Origin of the sequence: Burkholderia sp. AU45388, from assembly GCF_030481585.1 — a bacterium.
GTDB lineage: Bacteria > Pseudomonadota > Gammaproteobacteria > Burkholderiales > Burkholderiaceae > Burkholderia > Burkholderia sola.
The window spans coordinates 24,869-41,979 of sequence record NZ_JAUJPV010000011.1 but is presented as its reverse complement, the minus strand read 5'-3'; the positions used below and the strand labels follow the sequence as shown (position 1 = coordinate 41,979).

The 17,111-nt window shown below is 62.6% G+C and carries 24 protein-coding genes; 2 read left to right on the top strand and 22 right to left on the bottom strand.

Annotated features, from left to right (window positions below; genetic code table 11):
- Both QZM72_RS18715 and QZM72_RS18710 read right to left on the bottom strand, forming a co-directional pair.
- Entirely contained in the window at nt 1-2,214 is a 2,214-nt protein-coding gene (locus QZM72_RS18715) for a cytochrome c biogenesis protein ResB (protein ID WP_301738921.1), read from the bottom strand.
- Between the two features lie 219 nt (nt 2,215-2,433).
- Nucleotides 2,434-3,087 carry a cytochrome c gene (locus tag QZM72_RS18710; RefSeq protein WP_012492295.1) on the bottom strand — a complete coding sequence of 218 codons (654 nt, stop codon included), beginning with the start codon at nt 3,085-3,087 and terminating at the stop codon, nt 2,434-2,436.
- Between the two features lie 214 nt (nt 3,088-3,301).
- On the opposite strand from QZM72_RS18710, the gene yihA reads away from it, so the two are divergent.
- Complete coding sequence (gene yihA, locus QZM72_RS18705) at nt 3,302-3,961, top strand: ribosome biogenesis GTP-binding protein YihA/YsxC (protein WP_089466463.1); 660 nt, start codon at nt 3,302-3,304, stop codon at nt 3,959-3,961.
- 252 nt (nt 3,962-4,213) lie between these two features.
- Entirely contained in the window at nt 4,214-5,212 is a 999-nt protein-coding gene (hemB, locus tag QZM72_RS18700; protein ID WP_301738920.1) for a porphobilinogen synthase, read from the top strand.
- Between the two features lie 130 nt (nt 5,213-5,342).
- Here the strand turns inward: hemB and dsbD are convergent, their stop codons facing one another.
- The 20 genes from dsbD to rplN form a co-directional block, all read right to left on the bottom strand.
- Nucleotides 5,343-7,190 carry a protein-disulfide reductase DsbD gene (gene dsbD / locus QZM72_RS18695; RefSeq protein ID WP_301738919.1) on the bottom strand — a complete coding sequence of 616 codons (1,848 nt, stop codon included), beginning with the start codon at nt 7,188-7,190 and terminating at the stop codon, nt 5,343-5,345.
- The gene (gene cutA, locus QZM72_RS18690; protein ID WP_301738918.1) at nt 7,183-7,509 is read right to left on the bottom strand and encodes a divalent-cation tolerance protein CutA; all 327 of its coding nucleotides are present in this window, start codon (nt 7,507-7,509) and stop codon (nt 7,183-7,185) included. Before cutA ends, dsbD begins: the two co-directional genes overlap by 8 nt.
- Nucleotides 7,510-7,707: 198 nt before the next feature.
- Nucleotides 7,708-8,103, bottom strand: coding sequence for a 50S ribosomal protein L17 (gene rplQ / locus QZM72_RS18685; protein ID WP_006477175.1), 396 nt, complete (start codon nt 8,101-8,103; stop codon nt 7,708-7,710).
- Between the two features lie 149 nt (nt 8,104-8,252).
- Nucleotides 8,253-9,230, bottom strand: a complete 978-nt coding sequence (gene rpoA / locus QZM72_RS18680) for a DNA-directed RNA polymerase subunit alpha (RefSeq protein WP_006477176.1) — start codon at nt 9,228-9,230, stop codon at nt 8,253-8,255.
- Nucleotides 9,231-9,354: 124 nt separating this feature from the next.
- Nucleotides 9,355-9,978, bottom strand: coding sequence for a 30S ribosomal protein S4 (rpsD, locus tag QZM72_RS18675; protein WP_006477177.1), 624 nt, complete (start codon nt 9,976-9,978; stop codon nt 9,355-9,357).
- Nucleotides 9,979-10,132: 154 nt separating this feature from the next.
- Nucleotides 10,133-10,534, bottom strand: coding sequence for a 30S ribosomal protein S11 (rpsK, locus tag QZM72_RS18670; protein ID WP_004197937.1), 402 nt, complete (start codon nt 10,532-10,534; stop codon nt 10,133-10,135).
- Between the two features lie 28 nt (nt 10,535-10,562).
- The gene (gene rpsM, locus QZM72_RS18665) at nt 10,563-10,928 is read right to left on the bottom strand and encodes a 30S ribosomal protein S13 (RefSeq protein ID WP_006477178.1); all 366 of its coding nucleotides are present in this window, start codon (nt 10,926-10,928) and stop codon (nt 10,563-10,565) included.
- 38 nt (nt 10,929-10,966) lie between these two features.
- A complete protein-coding gene (gene rpmJ / locus QZM72_RS18660) occupies nt 10,967-11,083 on the bottom strand; it encodes a 50S ribosomal protein L36 (RefSeq protein ID WP_004199844.1) in 117 nt (38 codons plus the stop codon).
- Nucleotides 11,084-11,103: 20 nt separating this feature from the next.
- Nucleotides 11,104-11,322, bottom strand: coding sequence for a translation initiation factor IF-1 (gene infA, locus QZM72_RS18655; RefSeq protein ID WP_004521905.1), 219 nt, complete (start codon nt 11,320-11,322; stop codon nt 11,104-11,106).
- 7 nt (nt 11,323-11,329) lie between these two features.
- Nucleotides 11,330-12,679, bottom strand: coding sequence for a preprotein translocase subunit SecY (gene secY / locus QZM72_RS18650; RefSeq protein WP_089466459.1), 1,350 nt, complete (start codon nt 12,677-12,679; stop codon nt 11,330-11,332).
- A gap of 42 nt (nt 12,680-12,721) precedes the next feature.
- Nucleotides 12,722-13,156 carry a 50S ribosomal protein L15 gene (gene rplO, locus QZM72_RS18645; RefSeq protein WP_006482880.1) on the bottom strand — a complete coding sequence of 145 codons (435 nt, stop codon included), beginning with the start codon at nt 13,154-13,156 and terminating at the stop codon, nt 12,722-12,724.
- A gap of 26 nt (nt 13,157-13,182) precedes the next feature.
- Nucleotides 13,183-13,365, bottom strand: coding sequence for a 50S ribosomal protein L30 (rpmD, locus tag QZM72_RS18640; RefSeq protein ID WP_006400644.1), 183 nt, complete (start codon nt 13,363-13,365; stop codon nt 13,183-13,185).
- Between the two features lie 15 nt (nt 13,366-13,380).
- The gene (gene rpsE / locus QZM72_RS18635) at nt 13,381-13,899 is read right to left on the bottom strand and encodes a 30S ribosomal protein S5 (RefSeq protein ID WP_006752931.1); all 519 of its coding nucleotides are present in this window, start codon (nt 13,897-13,899) and stop codon (nt 13,381-13,383) included.
- Between the two features lie 14 nt (nt 13,900-13,913).
- On the bottom strand, nt 13,914-14,279 hold the full coding sequence (rplR, locus tag QZM72_RS18630) for a 50S ribosomal protein L18 (RefSeq protein WP_006477183.1): 366 nt from the start codon (nt 14,277-14,279) through the stop codon (nt 13,914-13,916).
- A 12-nt stretch (nt 14,280-14,291) separates the two neighbouring features.
- A complete protein-coding gene (gene rplF, locus QZM72_RS18625; protein ID WP_089466458.1) occupies nt 14,292-14,822 on the bottom strand; it encodes a 50S ribosomal protein L6 in 531 nt (176 codons plus the stop codon).
- Between the two features lie 18 nt (nt 14,823-14,840).
- On the bottom strand, nt 14,841-15,236 hold the full coding sequence (gene rpsH / locus QZM72_RS18620) for a 30S ribosomal protein S8 (protein WP_006477185.1): 396 nt from the start codon (nt 15,234-15,236) through the stop codon (nt 14,841-14,843).
- Nucleotides 15,237-15,250: 14 nt separating this feature from the next.
- Complete coding sequence (rpsN, locus tag QZM72_RS18615) at nt 15,251-15,556, bottom strand: 30S ribosomal protein S14 (protein ID WP_006482884.1); 306 nt, start codon at nt 15,554-15,556, stop codon at nt 15,251-15,253.
- Nucleotides 15,557-15,563: 7 nt separating this feature from the next.
- Complete coding sequence (rplE, locus tag QZM72_RS18610) at nt 15,564-16,103, bottom strand: 50S ribosomal protein L5 (protein ID WP_006477186.1); 540 nt, start codon at nt 16,101-16,103, stop codon at nt 15,564-15,566.
- Nucleotides 16,104-16,119: 16 nt separating this feature from the next.
- A complete protein-coding gene (rplX, locus tag QZM72_RS18605; RefSeq protein WP_006477187.1) occupies nt 16,120-16,428 on the bottom strand; it encodes a 50S ribosomal protein L24 in 309 nt (102 codons plus the stop codon).
- Between the two features lie 9 nt (nt 16,429-16,437).
- On the bottom strand, nt 16,438-16,806 hold the full coding sequence (rplN, locus tag QZM72_RS18600; RefSeq protein WP_006482918.1) for a 50S ribosomal protein L14: 369 nt from the start codon (nt 16,804-16,806) through the stop codon (nt 16,438-16,440).
- Nucleotides 16,807-17,111 lie beyond the last annotated feature (305 nt).

The following is a 17,111-nucleotide window of genomic DNA, read 5'->3' as shown; positions in this document are numbered from 1 at the left end:
TTACCGGGTGGAATTCTCGGAATCGGAACCGCCGCCGGCAGGCGGACGGGCCGTCGAAGCCGCACCGGCAGGCGCGGCGTCGCGAGGTGCGGCGTGCAAGGCGGCGCCGGCCGCGTCGCGCGTCTGCACGAATTCTTTCTCGAAATCGAAGGTCTTGCGGGCCGTGGACATTGCCATCACCACCTCGACGCCCGAACCGGCGTCCTTCAGCCAGAACCAGAGTCGCCGCTCGCGCACGTAGAACATCGAGAAGATGCCGGCGACCAGCAGCAGGCTGCCAAGATACACCAGATTCTTGCCGGGTGCGCGCGTCAGCTGAAATACCGAAGCTTGCACCTGCTTGAAGGAGTCAAGCTGCAAATAGACCGGCGATCCATACAAAAAGCTGTCGGATAGCGCATTGATCGCGTTCTGCACGAAGCGGATCGTGTCGGTGCCCTGCTGCGCGGCCGGCTCGCCCGCACGCTCGCGCGCGATCTGCCAGACCTCCCACATCGAGCCCTCGAGCATCCGCAGCAGCAGGCTCGCGGCCTTCTCCTGCTCGCCCTTCGGCACCGAGCGGTCGATGAACGTCGCGACCGCCTGGAAGCCGCCGACCGGCTGGCCGTCCGCACCGCGGCCGACGCTGTCGTCGCTCGCCGCAAACAGGGTCAGCACCTTCGACGCGCTGTCCTGCAGGCGCCCGCGCAGCGACGCGTCGCCCGGCAGCGAGCGCTGCGCGAAGCGCGCGGCGGCTTCGGTGCGCACGGCCGGATCCTCGAGCGCGGCGCGCAGGCGCATCCATTCGCCGATCGAATCCTGGCTGTCGGCCGGAATCCGCATGTAGCGGAACGGATCGTTCGGGCTCGCGCGCACGCCGGCGAGGAACACGCGCTCGCCGTTCATGTCGACGGGCAGCATGTAGTTGTTGAATTCGCGCGCCTGGCCGTCCTTGCCCCGAATCTTGTACTGCACCGACGGCCCGATGTTGTGGAGCTGCGTCGGCTTCGACGTCTTCGCGCCCGAGCCGAGCCGCTCGTCGAATACTTCCTTCAGCGAGCTGGTGGTCGCGACGCCGCGCACGTCCGGCTTGCCGTTCGCGTCGGCCATGTTCTCGACGTTGATCGCGCGGAAATCGGAGAATTCGATCGTGTCGCCGTCGGCGCCGGGGACCTGCAGCGGCGCCGAGCTGCCGATCGTACCCTTCACCGGGAAGGTGGTCGCGTGGCTGCCCGTCATCGGATAGGCCGTCATCTGCATCTGCGAGCCGCCGTCCTGGAAGCTCGACTGGTAGATCGACACGCCCTTGTAGGTGAACGGCTTGTTGACCTCCACCCGCGCCGGGATCTTCCGGCCGGTCTCGCGATCGATCACGACGATGTCGCTCGCGAACAGCTTCGGCATGCCCGTCGTGTAGTAATCGACGATGAACTTGTTCAACTGGATCGAGAACGGCAGATCCTGGATCAGCGAGCCGCTCGGCTGGTTCAGGATCGCGGTCGACACGAACTGGCCCTCCGGCACCCACGCATAGCCGCGGAACGTCGGGTTCGACGCGGACAGGCGATGGTCGGGCGAAATCTCGCTGATCGTCGCGCTCGTGTTGACCGGGCTCTTGCCGAACATCCACATCTGGAATTTGATCGGCAGGTTGCTGTCGAGCAGGCCGCCGATGCAGATCACGACGATCGCGAGGTGCGCGGAGATATAGCCCCACTTGGTCATCGCGCCGCGCTTCGCGGAGATCAGCGTCGCGCCGCCGGTTTCACGCACGACGTGCTTGTAGCCGGCCTTCGTGACGAACGTGGCGAGCGTCGCCGCGACGCTCGCGCGCGTGCCGGACGCCGTGTATTCGGCCTTGTGGTGGAATGCGCGCAGGCTGCCTTCGCGGACCTTGTCCTTCCAGCTCTTCGCATCGGCGATCATCTTCGGCGCGTTGCGGATCACGCACAGCGAGATCGACACGACGAGGAAAATCAGGATCAGCATGAACCACCACGCGCTGTACACGTTGTACAGGCCGAGCGAGCGGAAGATGTCCGCCCAGAACGGCCCGAACTGGTTCACGTAGTTCGGATACGGATCGTCCTGGGTCAGGACCGTGCCGATGATGCTCGCGATCGACAGCACCACCAGCAGCGCGATCGCGAAACGCATCGAGCTCAGCAACTCGACCGCACGTTTCGACGCACCCTGACCCGACTTCGACTGCAACCCCGACGTGGTAACGCTCATTCAAACTCCGACTAAGGGGAAACAGCCCCCACGCTCACTATGTTCGCTCGGGGAGCGCCGCTCCCCATCGCCGGCAAGCCGCGCCATCGCGGCTCGGCCCGGCGAATGCCGACAAAAAAGAAGGGCGAGGCAACCGCGACGGCGCGGCGCCCCACCCTTTTCTTGTTCTGACTCCGGCCGCCCTTCGGGCGCCCGGTCATGCCGTTCGCGGCCGACCGCTCAACGCAGGCCCGCGATGTAATCCGCGACGGCCTTGATCTCGGTATCCGACAGCCGCGACGCAATCTGATGCATCGCCTCGTTGTTGTTGCGCGCGCCGGCACCCTGCTGGAACGCGGTCAACTGCGCGACCGTGTAATCGGCCCATTGCCCCGACAGACGCGGGTACTGGACCGGGATCCCCTGGCCCGTCGGCCCGTGGCAGCTCGCGCAGGCGGGAACGCCCTTTTCCGCGATGCCGCCGCGATAGATCTTCTGGCCGACCGGCACGGTCGCCGCATTGCGGGCGGTACCGAGCTTCGTCGTCTGCGACCCGTAGTACGCGGCGACGTTGCGCATGTCGTCCGCGCTCAACGCGCTCGCGAATCCGACCATCACCGCGTTGTTACGCACCGGCCCCTTCGCGCCCGGCTGCGTCTTGAAGTCGTTCAACTGCTTGACCAGATATTCGGGATGCTGGCCGGCGAGCTTCGGGAAACTGCCCGACGCGCTATTGCCGTCGGCGCCGTGACACGACGCGCACACCTGCCCGGCAATCGCCTTGCCGCGGTCGAGATCCGGCTTGGCCGCATCTGCCGCGTTTGCCTCCGCTACGAAACCTACGAACCCTGCTGCAACCTGAAGCACCATCAGAGACTTGCACAGTCGATTCATTCGCACACCCTGTTTCGTCTTGTGGGAATTTGAGGTTCTGCAAAAAACGACGGCGTTCAGTCTACCGCAGAAGCCACATAAAAGCGCGAGGCAGGCGCCCGGTGGCCTTCGGCAAAACCGCCGTATTGTACAATATCGTGCTGAAAGCTCCCGCGCCTATCGGGGCTACCCCGCCTCCACCAAGCGGCTCGCGCCGCCCGTCCTTCCGGTTCCCATGGCCTTTCTGCTCCATCAAGCCCGCTTCTACACGACCGTCAACCATCTGCGCGACCTGCCGCCGACGGTCCAGCCGGAAATCGCGTTCGCGGGCCGCTCGAATGCCGGCAAGTCGACGGCGATCAACGTGCTGTGCAACCAGAAGCGGCTGGCCTTCGCGTCGAAGACGCCCGGCCGCACGCAGCACATCAACTACTTCTCCGTCGGCCCGGCCGCCGAACCGGTCGCGAATCTCGTCGACCTGCCCGGCTACGGTTATGCGGAAGTGCCCGGCGCCGCGAAGGCGCACTGGGAAATGCTGCTGTCGTCCTATCTCGCGACGCGCTCGCAGCTTTGCGGCCTGATCCTGATGATGGATTCGCGGCGTCCGCTGACCGATCTCGATCGCCGCATGATCGAGTGGTTCGCGCCGACCGGCAAGCCGATCCACACGCTGCTGACGAAGTGCGACAAATTGACGCGTCAGGAAAGCATCAACGCGTTGCGCAACACGCAGAAGGGGCTCGACGCGTATCGCGACCAGGGCGTGAAGGGCAAGCTGACGGTCCAGCTGTTCTCGGCGCTGAAGCGCACTGGGCTCGACGACGCTCATGAACTGATCGAGAGCTGGCTGCGGCCGTCCGTCGCCGACGAAAAAAGCGAGCCTGTAGCACAATGAGCGGGCAACGCGCGGCCGGGATCGGCCGTGCGCACCTGACGGCGCCTGCGGATTCGGCGGCTCATAAAAAAACCCGCCGTTGAACGGCGGGTCAAACAGCCTAATCGAAAAACGACAGGCACCCGCTCAGGGAGGAGAAGCGGGGAGCTGCACGCAACGCGCGCCGCTCGATCGCTATCATATACCAACGATCTCGAAAATGACCTAAGGGTTCCGTAAGGTCCTTCTTGCCCTGATTTCTGCCAAATCGCCATGAGCTTCCATCCGCTTCATCGTCCGCGCCGGATGCGCCGCGACGACTTCTCCCGCCGCCTGATACGCGAAAACCGCCTGACCACCGACGACCTGATCTACCCGGTGTTCGTCGTCGAAGGCACCAACCAACGCCAGCCCATCCCGTCGATGCCCGGCGTCGAGCGCGTGTCGGTCGATTTGCTGATGCACGTCGCCGAGCAGTGCGTCGAACTCGGCGTGCCCGTGCTGTCGCTGTTCCCGGCCATCGAGCCGTCGTTGAAGACGCCTGACGGCCGCGAGGCAGCCAATCCGGAAGGCCTGATCCCGCGCGCGGTGCGCGAGCTGAAGAAGCACTTCCCCGAACTGGGCGTGCTGACCGACGTCGCGCTCGATCCGTACACGAGCCACGGCCAGGACGGCGTGCTCGACGAAAACGCCTACGTGATCAACGACGACACGATCGAGATCCTGGTCGACCAGGCGCGTGCGCAGGCGGAAGCCGGCGTCGACATCGTCGCGCCGTCGGACATGATGGACGGCCGCATCGGCGCGATCCGCGAAATGCTGGAAAGCGACGGCCATATCCATACGCGGATCATGGCCTATTCGGCGAAGTTCGCATCGGCGTTCTACGGCCCGTTCCGCGATGCGGTCGGTTCGGCGTCCAACCTGGGCAAGGGCAACAAGATGACCTACCAGATGGATCCGGCGAACAGCGACGAAGCGCTGCGCGAAGTGCGCCTCGACATCGACGAAGGCGCCGACATGGTGATGGTCAAGCCCGGCATGCCGTATCTCGACATCGTGCGCCGCGTGAAGGACGAGTTCCGCTTCCCGACCTACGTGTACCAGGTGAGCGGTGAATACGCGATGCTGAAGGCGGCCGCGATGAACGGCTGGCTCGACCACGACAAGGTGGTGCTCGAATCGCTGCTCGCGTTCAAGCGCGCGGGTGCCGACGGTGTGCTCACGTACTTCGCGCTCGATGCCGCGCGTCTCCTGAAAGCACAGCGCTGATCGCGCGCCGGCAGGCACCAGCAAAAACGGCGGGACACCTCGGTGTTCCGCCGTTTTTTGTTTACCGTCGAGAGAGACCGTCGGCCGGCCCCGGATCTTCCGCTCGCCGGCGCGCCGCAGCCGGCCATCGTCATACCGTCGGAACGGCCGCCCGATCGAGGCTGCGCAGGAACGTGTCGGCCGCCTGATAGCCGACCACGCGGCCGATCTCGTGGCCATTGCGATCGAAGAAGATGATGCCCGGCGGCCCGAACAGGTTGAAGCGCTTGAGCAGCGCCTGATCGTCCGGGTTGTTCGCGGTGACGTCCGCGCGCACGAGGTGAAGCTGAGCGAGCCGCGCCTGCACGCGCGCGTCGGTGAACGTCAGATGCTCCATCTCCTTGCAGCTCACGCACCAGTCGGCGTAGAAGTCGAGCATCACGGGCTGACCCGACGTCTTCAGCAGCGCGTCGAGTTCGCCGGTGGAGCGCACCGGCGCGAACGCGGGGCCGTCCTGCGCCGCAGCCGCGCCGGCCGTCGTCGCGCCGCCGGACGCCACCGTACGCGCCGCCAGCACGGCCAGCGGCTTGACGGGATCGGTCGAACCCGCAGCCAGGCCGACGAGCAGCGTCGCGGCCCAGATCGCGAGCGCGGCGCCCACGCCGCGGCCCAGGCGGCGCCAGATCGACGCGGCGCCGGCATTCGGCGTGAACAACCCGAGCGCCGCGGCCGCGATCAAGAGCCACAACGCCGCGAGCACCATCTTCAGCCCGCCGGCCAGCACCGGCCACACGATCCACAGCGCGGCCGCGAGCAGCACGATGCCGAAGAACACCTTCACGCCGTCCATCCATGCGCCCGCACGCGGCAGCACCGTCCCGGCTCCGATGCCCACGACCAGCAGCGGCACGCCGAGCCCCAGCCCCATCGCGAACAATGCCGCGCCGCCGAGCCACGCATTGCCGGTATGCGCGATGAAAGCGAGCACCGCGAACAGCGGCGCCGTCATGCACGCGCCGACGACCAGCGCCGACAACGCGCCCATCGCCGCGACCGCGACGAAGTGGCCGCCCTGGCGCGCGCTCGACGCCTCGGCCGCGCCGTTTTGCCAGCGCGCCGGCAACGCGATGTCCTTGCCCGAAATCAGCGACACCGCGAACGCGCTCAGCAGCACGCCGAACGCGCCGAGCACCCATGGGTTCTGCAGCCAGGCCCCCAGGCTCTGGCCGACCAGCGCGGCGGCGATGCCGAGCACCGTGTAGACCAGCGCCATGCCGACCACGTAGGTCAGCGACAGCGCGAAGCCGCGTGCATGCGTCGCGCGCGTGCCCTGGCCGATGATGATCGCGGACACGATCGGAATCATCGGGTATGAACAGGGCAGCAGGCTCAGCACGACGCCCGCGACGAAATAGAGCGCGACGATCGTGAAGAAGCCGTGCCCTTCGAGCAGCGACTGCGCGAAATCGGCGCTCGTGACCTTGTCGAACCAGCTGCCCGCGGCAGCCGTGTCGCCGGACGGCGAGGCGGCGCCGAGCGCGGCGCCATCGACCTTCATCACGTGCTCGGCCGGCGGATAACAGATCCCTTCGTCCGCGCATCCTTGCGACGTCACCGCGATCTCGAACGGACCGGCCGCCTGCTTCACCGGCACGTGAACGACGACCTCATCGCGATAGGTCTCCACGTTCTTCTGGAACGTCTGGTCGAACTTCACGTGGCCGGCCGGGAATTGCGGCTCGCCGAGCGTGGCCTGGCCGCTTTTCACCGCGAACGCGAAGCGCTCGCGGTACATGTAGTAGCCGTTCGCGATCTTGAAGCGGACGTCCACCTGTCCCGGTGATTCGCTCGCGCTGAACTTGAACGCAACCGACGGATCGAGGAAATCGTCGGCCGCCCGCGCGGCGGACAGCCCGCCCAGCGCGAGCACGAACGACAACAGGACCGCAAGAAACCGCAGCGCGCGCACGCGCATCGAAAGCGCCATACCGTTAAACATGAATTAGACGTTGAGTTTCGCTGGTCACCCACTGGCCATACGCGGCCGATGCCGTCGTCTGCCACGAGACGATTTCGGGCGTCTCGTAAGGATGATGCGCGAGAATAAATCGCTCCAGTTCGAGTGCCCGAACCGGGCTCGTCTTGAACAGCAACTGGATCTCGTCGGCCGTTTCGACCTTCCCCTGCCAGTGATAGCGCGACTTGATCGCGCCGAGCTCCGACACGCACGCGGCGAGCCGCGCGCCGAGCGCGCCGTCGGCGAGCGCCACGGCCGTCGCCGCATCGGGGACCGTCGTCAGCATCAGCACCACTATCATCCGTCCTCCTCGCTCGTCTACAGACTCCTGCCAGTGCCGATTACCCGTTCAGGGACCGCATCGGTGCCCGTATCGTAGCGCAGCCCGCGCGACGCTGCCGGCCCCACCCTGCGACAATCGACCGCAGCCGGCACCTCAAAAACAAAAAGGGCCAAGCAATTGCTCGGCCCCTTTCAGATCCTGCTACGTACCGGAAGCTTACTCAGCTTCTTGCACGTTTTCCGTTTCGTCGACTTCCGGACGGTCGAGCAGCTCGACCAGTGCCATCGGTGCGTTGTCGCCCACGCGGAAGCCGAACTTCAGCACGCGCAGGTAGCCGCCCGGACGGTTCGCGAAACGCGGACCGAGCACGTCGAACAGCTTCGCGACCGAGTCACGATCGCGCAGGCGGTTGAACGCAAGGCGACGGTTTGCCAGCGACGGCTTCTTGCCGAGCGTGATCAGCGGCTCGACGACTTTACGGAGTTCCTTCGCCTTCGGCAGCGTCGTCTTGATGACTTCGTGCTCGATCAGCGAGTTGGACATGTTACGGAGCATAGCCAGACGGTGGCTGCTCGTGCGGTTCAGTTTCCGCAGACCATGACGATGGCGCATTTCAGTTTCCTTGATTCAAAGTTTTGGTCCAGCTCTTCTATCGCGCCTAGGAGGGCGCACGGGCCGGTAACGAAAAAAAGCAAGATGCGGATTTTAAAGGAAAATCCGCATCTTTGCCAACGACAGCGATAGCCAGGCTACAACCGGGCTTACTTGTCGAGACCAGCCGGCGGCCAGTTCTCGAGCTTCATGCCCAGCGTGAGACCGCGCGAAGCGAGCACTTCCTTGATCTCGTTGAGCGACTTGCGACCGAGGTTCGGCGTCTTCAGCAGCTCGTTTTCCGTGCGCTGGATCAGATCGCCGATGTAGTAGATGTTCTCGGCCTTCAGGCAGTTCGCCGAACGAACCGTCAGTTCGAGATCGTCCACCGGACGCAGCAGGATCGGATCGATCTGCGGTGCGCGCGACGGTGCCTCGGCTGCCGTTTCCGTGCCTTCCAGCGCCGCGAACACGGACAGCTGGTCGACCAGGATGCGGGCCGACTGGCGGATCGCTTCTTCCGGCGTGATCACGCCGCTCGTCTCGATGTTCATCACGAGCTTGTCGAGGTCGGTACGCTGCTCGACCCGCGCGCTTTCGACCGCATAGCTCACGCGGCGAACCGGCGAGAACGATGCGTCGAGGACGATGCGGCCGATGATCTTGGCCGTGTCTTCGCCGTAGCGACGGACGTTGCCGGGCACGTAGCCGCGACCCTTTTCGATCTTGATCTGAACGTCGAGCTTGCCGCCCTTCGACAGGTGCGCGATCACGTGATTCGGGTTGATGACTTCGCAATCGTGAGCCAGCTCGATATCGCCGGCCGTCACGACGCCTTCGCCTTCCTTGCGCAGCGTAACCGTCACTTCGTCACGGTTATGCAGCTTGAACACCACGCCCTTCAGGTTCAGCAGCAGGTTGACGACGTCTTCCTGCACGCCATCCAGCGTCGAGTACTCGTGCACCACGCCCGCGATCGTGACTTCGGTCGGCGCGTAGCCTACCATCGACGACAGCAGCACGCGGCGAAGCGCATTGCCCAAGGTGTGGCCGTAACCGCGTTCGAACGGTTCCATGACCACCCTCGCGTGGTTCTCGCCCAGCGATTCCACGGCGATGATCTTGGGTTTCAGCAAACTGGTTTGCATGGGCTTTCCTTTTCAATACCCTCGGCTCGTTACACCGATAAGGCTGACCGGTAACAACCAGAAAATAAACAGCCGAGGCCCCTCCTTGCGCGACGCAATCGGGGTACCTCGGCCGTCAATCGGATTAACGCGAATACAATTCGACGATCAGGCTTTCGTTGATGTCGCCTGCGATTTCAGCGCGTTCCGGCATTTGCTTGAACGTGCCTTCGAACTTCTTCGCATCGACTGCAACCCAGCTCGGCATGCCGCCTTGCTCGGCCAGCGACAGCGCTTCGACGATACGCGCCTGCTTCTTCGCCTTTTCGCGGATCGCGACGACGTCGCCCGCCTTCACTTGCTGCGACGGGACGTTTGCGACGACGCCGTTCACGGTGATCGACTTGTGGCTCACCAGCTGGCGCGCTTCAGCGCGGGTCGAGCCGAAGCCCATGCGGTACACGACGTTGTCGAGGCGCGACTCGAGCAGTTGCAGCAGGTTTTCACCCGTGTTGCCCTTGCGGCGGTCGGCTTCAGCGAAGTAGCGGCGGAACTGACGTTCCAGCACGCCGTAGATGCGCTTGACCTTCTGCTTTTCGCGCAGCTGCGTACCGTAGTCGGACGTACGCGCGCCCGAGGTACGGCCGTGCTGGCCCGGCTTGCTGTCGAGCTTGCACTTGTCGGCGAGCGAGCGGCGCGCGCTCTTCAGGAACAGGTCGGTGCCTTCACGGCGGGACAGCTTGGCTTTGGGGCCGATATAACGTGCCACTTTGCATTCCTTTATCAATCAGTCACGCGGATCGAAATCCGCGCTAGTCCGCTCCCTTTGGGGCGAACGGTGGGCTTAGTCAATCAAAAAAGCAACGCCCGTCGACGCTGAGCGGCGACAGGCAATGCGCTAGCACGAACGTGCCAGCACATCCTCAGATACGACGACGCTTCGGCGGACGGCAGCCGTTGTGCGGAATCGGGGTGACGTCCGAAATCGCGGTGATCTTGATGCCGAGGCCGTGCAGCGCGCGCACTGCCGACTCGCGACCCGGGCCCGGGCCCTTGATCCGCACTTCCAGATTCTTCACGCCGTATTCCATCGCGACGCGGCCAGCCGACTCGGCTGCGACCTGAGCGGCGAACGGCGTCGATTTGCGCGAGCCCTTGAAGCCCTGACCGCCCGACGTCGCCCATGCCAGAGCGTTGCCTTGGCGATCGGTGATCGTGATGATCGTGTTGTTGAACGACGCGTGAACGTGAACCACGCCTTCAGCGACGTTCTTCTTAACCTTCTTGCGAACGCGTTGCGCCGCGGTGTTCGAAGCCTTAGCCATTACGTTTTCCTGTAACTGTCAGTTCCGCTTACTTCTTCAGCGCTTGCGCTGCACGACGCGGACCCTTGCGGGTACGTGCGTTCGTACGCGTACGCTGACCGCGCATCGGCAGGCCCTTGCGATGACGAACACCACGGTAGCAACCGAGGTCCATCAGGCGCTTGATGTTCATCGTCACTTCACGGCGCAGATCGCCTTCGACGACAAACTTGCCCACTTCTTCACGCAGCTTTTCCAGGTCTGCGTCGGTCAGATCCTTGACCTTCTTCGAAAAATCGACGCCAGCTGCCACGCAGATGCTGCGCGAACGGGTGCGGCCGACACCAAAGATAGCCGTCAGGCCGATCTCGGTGTGCTGGTGATTCGGGATGTTAACCCCTGCGATACGAGCCATTGTTTTTCCTCAAACAAAAAGCGCAAACAAACGCGCGGTCAGCCTTGGCGCTGCTTGTGGCGCGGATCCGAGCTGCAGATCACGCGAACGACGCCTTTGCGCTTGATGATCTTGCAATTGCGGCAAATGCGCTTAACCGATGCCATCACTTTCATGATAATACCCTTTTTTCAAATCACTTCGCCCGGAACACGATCCGCGCACGAGACAGATCGTAAGGCGTCAACTCAACCGTCACCTTGTCGCCGGGCAGAATGCGGATGTAGTGCATCCGCATCTTTCCGGAAATATGCCCCAACACGACATGGCCGTTTTCCAGCTTCACACGGAAGGTCGCATTCGGGAGGTTTTCAATCACCTCACCCTGCATCTGGATTACATCGTCTTTGGCCATAGTCCTTTCAACGCGTCGGGATATTGCCGCCCTTGAAGTTTGCCTTCTTGAGCAGCGACTCATACTGTTGCGACATAACGTACGACTGCACCTGCGCCATAAAGTCCATCGTGACGACGACAATGATCAGCAGCGACGTTCCACCAAAATAAAACGGCACGTTCCAGCGCAGCACCAGGAATTCCGGCAGCAGACACACGAAGACGATGTAGATCGCACCGGCCAGCGTCAGACGCGTGAGGATGCGGTCGATATATCGTGCGGTCTGATCGCCCGGACGAATGCCCGGAACAAACGCGCCGCTCTTCTTCAGGTTGTCCGCGGTCTCCCTGCTGTTGAACACCAATGCGGTGTAGAAAAAGCAGAAAAACACGATTGCCAGCGTGTACAGCAGCACATAGACCGGCTGGCCCGGCTTCAGCGCTTCCGCAACGTTATGCAACGTATTGGAAATCCAGCTTCCCGTCGGCTGACCGGTACTGAACCAGCCGAGAATCGTTGCCGGGAACAGAATGATCGACGATGCAAAGATCGGCGGAATCACGCCCGACATGTTCAACTTCAGCGGCAGATGCGACGACTGCCCACCGTAGATCTTGTTGCCGACCTGGCGCTTCGCGTAGTTCACGAGGATCTTGCGCTGACCGCGTTCGATGAACACGACCAGGTAAGTCACCGCGGCAATCAGAACGACGATGATGATCGCCGAAATGATGCTCATCGAACCCGTACGCACCAGCTCGAACAACCCACCGACGGCATTCGGGAACCCTGCTGCGATCCCACCGAAGATGATGATCGAGATACCGTTGCCCAGACCACGCTCGGTAATCTGCTCGCCGAGCCACATCAGGAACATCGTGCCCGTCACCAGCGTCACGACCGTCGTCAGACGGAACAGCGTGCCGGGATCGGTGACGAGGCCCGGCTGGTTTTCCAGCGCGGCCGCGATACCGAATGCCTGGAAGGTCGCGAGCACCACGGTGAAATACCGCGTGTACTGCGTGATCTTCCGTTGCCCTGCCTGCCCTTCCTTCTTCAGCGCCTCGAGCTGCGGCGAAACGATCGCCAGCAACTGCATGATGATCGACGCCGAAATGTACGGCATGATCCCCAGCGCAAAGATCGTGAAGCGGGAAAGTGCGCCACCCGAGAACATGTTGAACATGCCCAGGATGCCGCCCGCCTGGCTCTGGAACAGCTTGGCCAGTTGATCCGGATCGATGCCCGGCACGGGAATGTGCGCGCCGATGCGATAGACGATCAGCGCCAGGAGCAGGAACATCGCTCGCCGGCGCAGATCGCCGAATTTCGCCGTGCTTCGACCGGGTTTTGCAAGACTCGGGCTGTTAGCCAAGTACCTTCTCCGATGAATGCAAGTGACGACGCGCTACGCGTGTCACTCGGCGAACGAACCGCCAGCCGCTTCGATCGCAGCGCGCGCACCCTTGGTGGCACCGAGACCCTTCACGACGATCTTGCGCTTCAGTTCGCCCGTCGCGATGATCTTTGCGCTCTTCGTCAGCTCGCCGACCAGGCCGGCTTGCTTCAGTGCGAGCAGATCGATCTCGTCGACCGGCAGCTTCTCGAGGTCGCCCAGGCGCACTTCACCGACGAATTCCTTCGTCAGCGACGTGAAGCCGCGCTTCGGCAGACGACGTTGCAGCGGCATCTGACCGCCTTCGAAACCGACTTTGTGGAAGCCGCCCGAACGCGATTTCTGACCCTTGTGACCACGGCCAGCCGTCTTGCCGAGGCCCGAACCGATGCCACGACCGACGCGACGCTTGGCGTGCTTGGCGCCAGCTGCCGGCTTCAGGTTATTCAATTCCATATCAACTCCTTGATCCGTAGGGCCGCTTACGCGATGACCTTAACGAGGTACGAGACCTTGTTGATCATGCCGCGGACCGCCGGCGTGTCCTGCAGCTCGCTAACCGAGTTGAGTCGGCGCAGGCCCAGGCCACGCACGGTCGCGCGGTGCGATTCGCGGGTCCCGATCAGGCTCTTCACGAGCTGAACCTTGACAGTTTTTTCAGACATGGTGACCACCCGGGCTTAGCCCAAAATATCTTCGACGGACTTGCCGCGCTTCGCCGCGATGTCTGCCGGGGTCGACTGCTTGCGCAGGCCGTCCAGCGTGGCGCGAACGAGGTTGTACGGGTTCGTCGAACCGTGGCTCTTCGCCACGACGTTCTGAACGCCCATCACGTCGAACACTGCGCGCATCGGGCCGCCGGCGATCACGCCCGTACCTGCCTTCGCCGGAGCGAGGAGGACAGCGGATGCGCCGTGCTTGCCGTGCACTTCGTGCTGCAGCGTGCCGTTCTTGAGCGGCACCTTGAACATGTTGCGGCGAGCTTGTTCCATTGCCTTCTGGACAGCGACCGGCACTTCCTTCGCCTTGCCCTTGCCCATACCGATGCGGCCATCACCGTCGCCAACCACGGTCAGTGCGGCGAAGCCGAGAATACGGCCACCCTTCACGACCTTGGTCACGCGATTGACCGAAATCATCTTTTCGCGAAGGCCGTCGTCGCGCTCGTCAGCCTGAACTTTCGCTTGCATCTTTGCCATGACGAATTCCTTCCTTAGAACTTGAGCCCAGCTTCGCGAGCTGCCTCAGCCAGCGCCTTGACGCGGCCGTGGTAGCGGAAGCCCGAGCGGTCGAAGGCGACGGATTCGATGCCGGCAGCCTTTGCCTTTTCGGCAATACGCTTGCCGATCAGCGTCGCGGCATTGACGTTGCCGCCCTTGCCCGACTTGTCGGCCAGTTCTGCGCGCACTTCCGCTTCGAGCGTCGACGCGCTGGCGAGCACCTTGGTGCCGCAGGGCGAGAACACTTGAGCGTAGATGTGCGTGTTCGTGCGATGCACGGCGAGACGCGCGACCTGCAGCTCAGCGATCTTGATACGCGTCTGGCGAGCGCGGCGCAGGCGAGATTGAGTCTTATCCATGATTGCGCACCCTTACTTCTTCTTCGTTTCTTTGAGGATCACAACCTCGTCGGCATAGCGCACGCCCTTGCCCTTGTAGGGCTCCGGCGGACGGTAACCGCGGACTTCCGCAGCCACTTGACCGACTTGTTGCTTGTTGATCCCCTTGATCACGATTTCGGTTTGCGTCGGGGTTTCAGCCTTGACGCCTTCCGGCATCTGGTGCACCACCGGGTGCGAGAAACCCAGCGACAGGTTCAGCTTGTCGCCTTGCGCTTGCGCACGGTAACCGACGCCAACCAGCGTCAGCTTGCGCTCGAAACCCTTGGTCACGCCGTGCACGGCATTCGCGATGATCGCGCGCATCGTGCCCGACAGTGCATTTGCTTCGCGGCTTTCGTCGACCGGCGACAGATTCAGCGTGCCGTCGTTGTTCGCCACGTTCACGAGCGGATTGATCGCTTGCGTGATGGTGCCCAGCGGGCCCTTGACGATGATTGCACCGTCGGCCAGCTTGACTTCCGCGCCTTGCAGCGCGATCGGGCTCTTACCTACTCGAGACATGTTTCTCTCTCCTCGGCTTTAAGCGACGTAGCAGATGACTTCGCCGCCGACGCCGGTAGCGCGCGCCTTGCGGTCGGTCATCACGCCCTTCGGCGTCGACACGATTGCCACACCGAGGCCATTCATGACCTGCGGAATGTCGTTACGGCCGCGGTACACGCGCAGACCAGGCTTCGACACGCGCTCGAGGCGTTCGATGACCGGGCGACCTGCGTAGTACTTCAGCGCGATATTCAGTTCGGACTTCGCACCTTCCGCCTTCACGGCGAAATCGTCGATATAGCCTTCGTCCTTCAGGACTTGCGCGATTGCAACCTTGACCTTCGACGAGGGCATCGCGACCGATACCTTCTCGACCATCTGCGCGTTGCGGATGCGAGTCAGCATATCGGCGATAGGATCACTCATGCTCATTTACGTTTCTCCTATTACCAGCTCGCCTTGGTCAGGCCAGGAATCTCGCCACGGAATGCGATTTCACGAATCTTGTTACGCGCGAGGCCGAATTTACGGAACGTGCCACGCGGACGGCCCGTGATCGCGCAGCGGTTACGCTGGCGGGTCGGGTTTGCGTTGCGGGGCAGTTGCTGCAGCTCCAGGCGTGCTTCGTAGCGCTCTTCTTCCGACTTGCTTTGGTCTTCGACGATCGCCTTCAGCGCTTCGCGCTTTGCTGCGAACTTCGCGACCAGGCGGGCGCGCTTCTTTTCACGTTCGATCAGTGCCAGTTTAGCCACGGTAACCTCAGTTTCTGAACGGGAACTTGAAGCTGGCGAGCAGAGCCTTTGCTTCGTCGTCGGTCTTCGCAGTCGTCGTGATGCTGATGTTCAGCCCACGCAGTGCGTCGATCTTGTCGTAATCGATTTCGGGGAAAATGATCTGCTCTTTCACACCGATGTTGTAGTTGCCACGGCCATCGAAAGCACGACCCGACACACCGCGGAAGTCACGCACGCGGGGCAGGGCAACCGTCACGAAACGGTCGAGGAATTCGTACATCGCCTGGCCACGCAGCGTCACCATCGCGCCGATCGGGTAACCCTGGCGGATCTTGAAGCCTGCGATTGCCTTGCGAGCCTTCGTGACGACCGGCTTCTGGCCGGCGATCTTCGTGAGGTCGCCAACGGCGTTCTCGATGATCTTCTTGTCAGCGATCGCTTCGCCAAGACCCATGTTCAGCGTGATCTTGGTGATGCGCGGCACTTCCATGACCGACTTGTAACCGAACTTCTCGATCAGGCCGGGCACAACCTTTTCTTTGTAAAACTCTTGAAAACGAGCCATTTTTTACTCCGCTGCGTCAGGCGCTCAGTACGGCACCGGTCGTCTTCAGGAAGCGAACCTTCTTGCCTTCCTCGACCTTGATGCCAACACGCGACGCCTTGCCATTCGCGTCGACCAGTGCGACGTTCGAAATATGCAGGGGCATCGTCTTCGCTTCCACGCCGCCCGTCGTACCCTTCATCGGGTTCGGCTTCACATGCTTCTTGACGAGGTTGATACCTTCAACCGTCACATGTTCAGCACCGACAGCCAGCACGACGCCGCGCTTGCCCTTGTCCTTGCCAGTGACGACGATGACTTCGTCACCTTTGCGAATCTTGTTCATCGCGACTCCTTACAGCACTTCCGGCGCCAGCGAAACGATCTTCATGAATCGTTCGCTACGCAGCTCACGCGTCACCGGCCCGAAGATACGGGTGCCGATCGGCTCGAGCTTGTTATTCAAAAGCACAGCGGCGTTGCCGTCGAACTTGATCAGCGAGCCGTCTTGACGGCGCACGCCCTTGGCGGTGCGAACCACCACGGCGTTGTAAATTTCGCCTTTCTTCACGCGCCCGCGCGGCGTTGCCTCTTTGACGCTCACCTTGATGATGTCGCCAATGCCGGCATAACGACGCTTCGAGCCGCCGAGCACCTTGATGCACAGGACTTCACGTGCACCCGTGTTGTCGGCTACTTCGAGCCGAGATTCGGTCTGGATCATGGTTTGTCTTTCCCAACTTAATCCGGATGCACCACCATGATGCATTCGGTCAGTCTTGGTCCCGTCAGCCAATCGGCTGCTTGGGTTGGAACAGCAGCGACGGCAAACGAAACCCGCCATCGCAATTCGGTGAATCTTTCGGACAGGCAGGCGCCAGTCCGCTTCCCCCACCAACTTCGCCCGCGACGGGGCTCCCATAAAGAGGGAAGACCAGGATTATAACAAATAATCCTGGTCCCGCAAGCAAAAACTTTGCGATTTCAAGCACTTCGTGGAGAAGCGCCTGTTACTGCCTACTGCGCTGT